Source organism: Streptomyces sp. NPDC050856, from assembly GCF_040653855.1.
In the GTDB taxonomy this organism is placed as follows: Bacteria; Actinomycetota; Actinomycetes; order Streptomycetales; family Streptomycetaceae; genus Streptomyces.
Map to the genome: position 1 here is coordinate 1 of NZ_JBFAGV010000063.1, position 5,463 is coordinate 5,463.

Genomic DNA, 5,463 nt, shown 5'->3' on the forward strand with positions numbered 1-5,463 from the left:
CACGAACCGACAAACTCGCCATCGCCTACCAGGCCGCACTCCACCTCGCCGCCATCCTGATCTGGACACGGCACTGACCAAGGAGACAGAACCTAAGCGGCCCCCTCGACACGCTGATCGTCTCCGGCGGTACGGGGTACGAGCGGGCGGCGTCGGACACGCGGTTCGTCGGGCACGTGCGCCGGCTGGCGCGGGAGAGCCGGCGGGTGGCGTCGGTGTGCACCGGTGCGGGGTATTGGCGGCCGCCGGGCTCCTGGACGGCCGTCGTGCGACCACCCACTGGCGCTTCGCCCGCCTGCTCGCCGAGCGGCACCCGAACGTGGCAGTGGACCCGGACCCGATCTACGTCCGCGACGGTCACGTCTACACGGCGGCCGGGGTGACGAGCGCGCTGGACCTCACCCTCGCGTTCGTCCAGGAGGACCACGGCTCCGAACTGGCCCGCCAGGTAGCCCGGGACCTCGTGGTGTATCTGCAACGGCCCGGGAACCAGGCGCAGATGAGCCTGTTCACCGCGACCCCGTCGGCCCCTGACGACGGGGTCCGCGCGCTCGTCGAGCACATCGCGGCCCACCCGGACGACGACCTGACCACGGCGACGCTGGCCGCGCGGGCTGGGGTGACACCCCGCCACCTCACCCGTCTCTTCACGGAGCAGCTGGGCCGGGCGCCGGGCCGCTACGTCCGGCAGGCTCGCACCGAAGCCGCTGCACACGTACTCGCCTCGACGACTCTGCCGATGACGAGCGTGGCCGCGCGCTGCGGCTTCGGCAGCGCCGAGGCGCTGCGCCAGGCATTCACCCGCCGGTACGGGATTTCTCCGTCCCAGTACCGGGCGGCGATGCGCCCGGCCTGAGGCGGGCGGGGCGACCAACAGGCCCCAGGGCCGGCCTCGGTAATCTCCTTGTGACCCGGTCCGCGCCGTGTGGTGACGAATTTTCGGCAGGTCCCGCGCAGAATTCGGTCAGCGCGTGGCGTCGTTGGTGCGTGCGGTCCAGATCGCCATGGCGGCGAGCAAGGCGCAGGCGCCGCCGAGCCAGAACACGCCTTGGAGCGTAAGCGTGTCGACGATGATGCCGCCGGCCAGCGCGCCACAGCCGATGGACAGGTTGAACACCGCCACCCACAGCGAGGAGGCCGCTTCCACGGCCTGCGGAGCGGCCTTGATCATCCAAGTCTGGAGGCCCACGGACACACCACCGAAGGCCAGACCCCAGACGATTAGCAGGATGGCGCCGCCGATCGCGGTCTGGCCCAGCAGTAGGAAGAGGGGCATCGCGGCCGTCATGGCTACGGCGATGGTCAGCACGCTGCGGTGCACGCGGCGGGAGAGCGCCGAACCGGCGACGAAGTTGCCGATCATGCCGACCGCGCCGAACCCGAACAGCAGCGGACCGACATAGCGCTCGTCGATCCCCGACAGCTTCTGCAGCGCCGGGCTCACGAACGTGTAAGCGGCGAAGTGTCCGAACACGAGGAGCACCGTCGCGATGATGCCGACGCGCACGCCTGGGTTGCGGAGCTGCTCCATCAGCAGCTTGGGCCGGATGGGCTGGGAGGCGACCAGCCTTGGTAGTACCGCCAGCAGGGCGATCAGGGTCATGAGTGCCAGGGCGCTGAGCGAGGAGAAGGCCATGCGCCAGCCGGTCAGGTCACCGACCAGGGTGCCGAGCGGGACACCGAACACGTTCGCGGCTCCGACGCCGCCGAAAATGACCGCGGTGGCGCGAGGCACGTCCGCAGGCGCGACGAGCCGTACCGCGAGGCCGGCGGCGACCGCCCAGAAGCCGCCGACCGCTATGCCGACCAGCACCCGGGAGCCCACCAGCACCGCGAAGTTCGGCGCCAGGGCGGAGCCCAGGTTCGCGACGGTCATCAGGACCATCAGTCCGAGCAGCAGGATGCGGCGGTCCAGCGACCCGACGATCATCGGTACCAGCGGTGCGGCGAACCCGGCGACGATGCTGGGCACCGTCACCATCAGTCCTGCCGTCCCCTGGGAGACCGACAGCGCGGACCCCACGGAGGTCAGCAGACCGATCGGCAGCTGCTCGGCGGTCACCAGCAGGAAGGTGCCCAGAGTCACCACGGAGACCGCCATCCAGCGACTTCTGTCCGGGGCCCCTGGTTCCCTCGTCTGGGCGGGGGTCTGCTCTGCGGTCGTCAACGCATCCTCCTCAATAATTCGGGAACGTTCGCTCCCATACGGCGACACTAGTATGGGAGCGAACGCTCCACAAGTTGGGTAAGGTGAACCTATGGCACGCCCCCGACAGTTCGACGAGAAGAACGCGGTCACCTCGGCGACCGACCTGTTCTGGCGACGCGGTTTCCACGCCACCTCGGTGCGCGACCTGGGTGACGAGCTGAAGCTCACACCCAGCAGCCTGTATCGGACATTCACCGACAAGCACACGCTGTTCCTTCGCGCGCTCGACCACTACCGGGCCACGGAATCCGTTCAGGCACGCCAGCGGCTGGACGCGACGGACCGCCCGGTCCGGGAGGTGCTACGGGAATGGATGCTGTGGCTGGTCACCTGCCCAGCCGACGGCAAGCCAGGTCGCGGCTGCTTCGTGGTCAACACCGCAACTGAACTGGGCACCACCGACGAGAAGGTCCAGCAGCGGACCGAGGCCGCATTCGAGGTCACACGCCAGGCCTTGCGCTCGGCCCTGGCCGAGGGGCGCGATCGTGGTGAGCTGTCCGAGGACCTCGACGCCGACGCCGCCGCTGAGCTGTTGTTCACCACGGTTCTCGGCCTACGGGTACGCGAACGAGCCGGGCACGACCTCAAGCGTCTGACCACCGCGATCGATTTCGTGATCCGGGGCCTGGGCCCCACGTCCCCGGAATCTGCCTGATGGCCCGGAGCCAGTGGAGCTCGATCCGGGCCACCGCCGACTCAACGGTCTGCTATGGCGTCGCCTGCGGCTCGTCCGCGCGGGGGCGTGGGCCGGGCATAGTGATGGCAAGGTCCAATGGACCTGCATATCGAGGTTCACCTCGCCGCCCTCGCCGTACCCGTATCCCAGCATCGCCGCCTAGTAGTGCTTCGTGAGGTCTGCTGATCTTGCCTGGTCGGGGGCATGGCGGAGCGATGTGACCGGCGCAAGTCGATCCATCCGATGGCCGAGCGGTTGCCGTACGGGAACATGCGCGCCGCTACGGCTGACGTCCACCGGTACGGCCGACGCGTGGCGAACGTCCGTGAAAAAGGTGAGCGGGCGGGGCAACTCTGCCCCCGCCTCGTGAGTCACACAGGCGTCACCCGTTTCACGTGCTTTCCCTTGGTCCAGAAGGGGCCCCACTCTCTGTGATGACTCGTACCCGGCTGTCCGCGCTGGCCGCGACGGCCGCGCTCGCCACCACCGGCGGCCTGATCACCGCTGCCCCCGCCTCCGCGGCGGTCACCTGCACTTCTCCCGTCTGGAAAGCGCAGTACTTCGGCAACTCCACCTTCAGAGGCACGCCGAGGCTCACCACCTGCGACACCGCCATCAGCGAGAACTACGGGTCTGGCGACCCGGCCGGCGTCACGCTGCCCAAGGACAACTTCTCCGTCCGCTGGTCCCTCACCCGGGACTTCGGCTCCGGCGGGCCCTTCCGGCTCTCCTCCGCCACGCAGGACGGCATGCGCGTCTACGTCGACGGCGAGCGGAAAATCGACCTGTGGAAGAACGTCTCCACCACCGCCCGCAAGAGCGTCGACCTGAGCCTGTCGGCCGGTAAACACACGATCCGCGTGGACTACGTCGCCTGGACAGGCGTCGCCAACGCAGCCTTCACGTACACCCCGCGCACCGAGGCCGCCGCCGACACGGTCAAGCCGCTCGCCCCGACCGGCCTCACCGCCGCGTACAACCGCGACACCGCCAAGACGACCCTGCGCTGGACCGCCAACAAGGAGATGGACCTCGCCGGGTACCGCGTGTACCGCTGGCTGAGCGCCACCAGCCGGGCCAAGGTCAGCGGCACGTCGCTGCTCACTTCCCCGTCCTTCGTCGACGCACCACCCGCGACCGGCCAGACCTTCCTGTACGAGGTCCGCGCCGTCGACAAGGCGGGCCGCGAGTCCACCGGCAGCCCGGACGTGACGGCGACGACCGTGGACCGCACGGGCCCGGTGGCCCCGACCGGTCTCACGGTCGTCAGCGACGCGTGGCGGGCCGCCCTGAACTGGCAGGCCGTCGCCGACGCGGCGAAGTACGAGGTGTACGCCTCGTCCGAGGCCACCGGCCCGTTCGAGCTGCTCGGCACGACGACCACGATGTCGTACCGCACCGACGCGCCCCCGAACGTGAACCGGTACTACCGCGTCCGCGGCATCGACGCGTCCGGCAACCCGGGGGCGTACGCCACGGTCACCGGCGACGGCGTCGACCGTACGCCGCCGGATGCCCCGACCGGTCTCGGCGCCGACGTCCGTGGCTACACCGACGTGTACTGGAAACAGGGCGGCGTCCGCTGGATCGAGGACTTCGACAACGGCGGGCACTACGGTGTGTACCGCTCGCTGGGCAAGACCTTCGCCCCGGCCACGGCCACCAAGGTGACCTGCTTCGATGAGAACAGCGACGAGACCAGCACCGGCGGCATCTGCCGCGACCTGACCGCGCCGGACGGCACGTACGTGACGTACGCCGTCACTGCGGTGGACCCGGACGGCAACGAGTCGGCGTACTCCGTGCCGCTCGTCGTCCGCACCGGCGACAACGTGGCGCCCGGGCCGGTCACCGGCGTGAAGGTGACGCCGCGCGGCGACGGCATGGTGGTGAGCTGGGCCGCCTCGACCGAGGACGACCTGGAGAACTACTGGGTGTGGACCGGCGAGCGGCATGCCGACGGCACAGTCAAGTGGCTCGGCCCGTACAACTGCTGGGACGGCCAGAGCGACCCGCTCGCGACCCTCTGCGGCGACCTGCCGGACGGCGAGACGGGCGTGTACGCGGTGACCGCCCGGGACCGCTGGGGCAACACGCTGCACCCGAGCGACCCGAAGGTCACCGTCATCGACGCCACCGAGTTCGACGTCCGGCCGTCCGTGACGGTCACCCGGGACTGGGAGCTCGGCAGCATGGGCCACAACTCGCAGGTCCATTCGCCGCCCGCCCTGGCCGTCAACTGGCAGTGCACCAATACCGCGCTCTGCGACACGGTCACCGGCTACCGCGTGAGCCGGTGGAATCCGGCGACCGAGAAGTACGAGCCCCAGCATGCCGGGCTGCTGCCGGCGGACACCCGGTCGTGGGCAGACAGCACGGCGACGAAGGCGAACACATACTTCTACACGCTGGAAGCGGTGCGCGCCGACGGCAGCGTCGCGGGCACGTACGTGTGGACCTGCCTCTTCCAGGACCGCGTCTAGCTAGGTTCTGTCTCCTTGGTCAGTGCCGTGTCCAGATCAGGATGGCGGCGAGGTGGAGTGCGGCCTGGTAGGCGATGGCGAGTTTGTCGGTTCGT

4 protein-coding genes are annotated in these 5,463 nt (G+C 69.5%); 3 read left to right on the plus strand and 1 reads right to left on the minus strand.

The genetic code is table 11. From position 1 onward, the window contains the following. Positions 1 to 235: 235 nt before the first annotated feature. Entirely contained in the window at positions 236 to 856 is a 621-nt protein-coding gene (locus tag AB0H53_RS28930) for a helix-turn-helix domain-containing protein (RefSeq protein ID WP_362119579.1), read from the plus strand. A 108-nt stretch (positions 857 to 964) separates the two neighbouring features. On the opposite strand, the gene AB0H53_RS28935 is transcribed toward AB0H53_RS28930, so the two are convergent. Continuing rightward, positions 965 to 2,167 (minus strand): MFS transporter, encoded by a 1,203-nt coding sequence (locus AB0H53_RS28935; RefSeq protein WP_362119582.1) that lies wholly within the window; start codon positions 2,165 to 2,167, stop codon positions 965 to 967. A gap of 91 nt (positions 2,168 to 2,258) precedes the next feature. Between AB0H53_RS28935 and AB0H53_RS28940 the strand changes: the two genes are divergently transcribed. Together AB0H53_RS28940 and AB0H53_RS28945 are read left to right on the plus strand one after the other, a co-directional pair. Continuing rightward, positions 2,259 to 2,864 (plus strand): TetR/AcrR family transcriptional regulator, encoded by a 606-nt coding sequence (locus AB0H53_RS28940; protein ID WP_362119584.1) that lies wholly within the window; start codon positions 2,259 to 2,261, stop codon positions 2,862 to 2,864. A 455-nt stretch (positions 2,865 to 3,319) separates the two neighbouring features. Continuing rightward, positions 3,320 to 5,368: a PA14 domain-containing protein gene (locus AB0H53_RS28945; RefSeq protein ID WP_362119587.1), complete on the plus strand. Its 2,049-nt coding sequence runs from the start codon at positions 3,320 to 3,322 to the stop codon at positions 5,366 to 5,368. The last annotated feature ends 95 nt before the right edge of the window (positions 5,369 to 5,463 follow it).

Bases quoted from the DNA above. Each gene is read 5' to 3' on its own strand.
- AB0H53_RS28945 (WP_362119587.1), top strand. From the start codon at position 3,320: ATGACTCGTACCCGGCTGTCCGCGCTGGCCGCGACGGCCGCGCTCGCC.
- AB0H53_RS28940 (WP_362119584.1), top strand. From the start codon at position 2,259: ATGGCACGCCCCCGACAGTTCGACGAGAAGAACGCGGTCACCTCGGCG.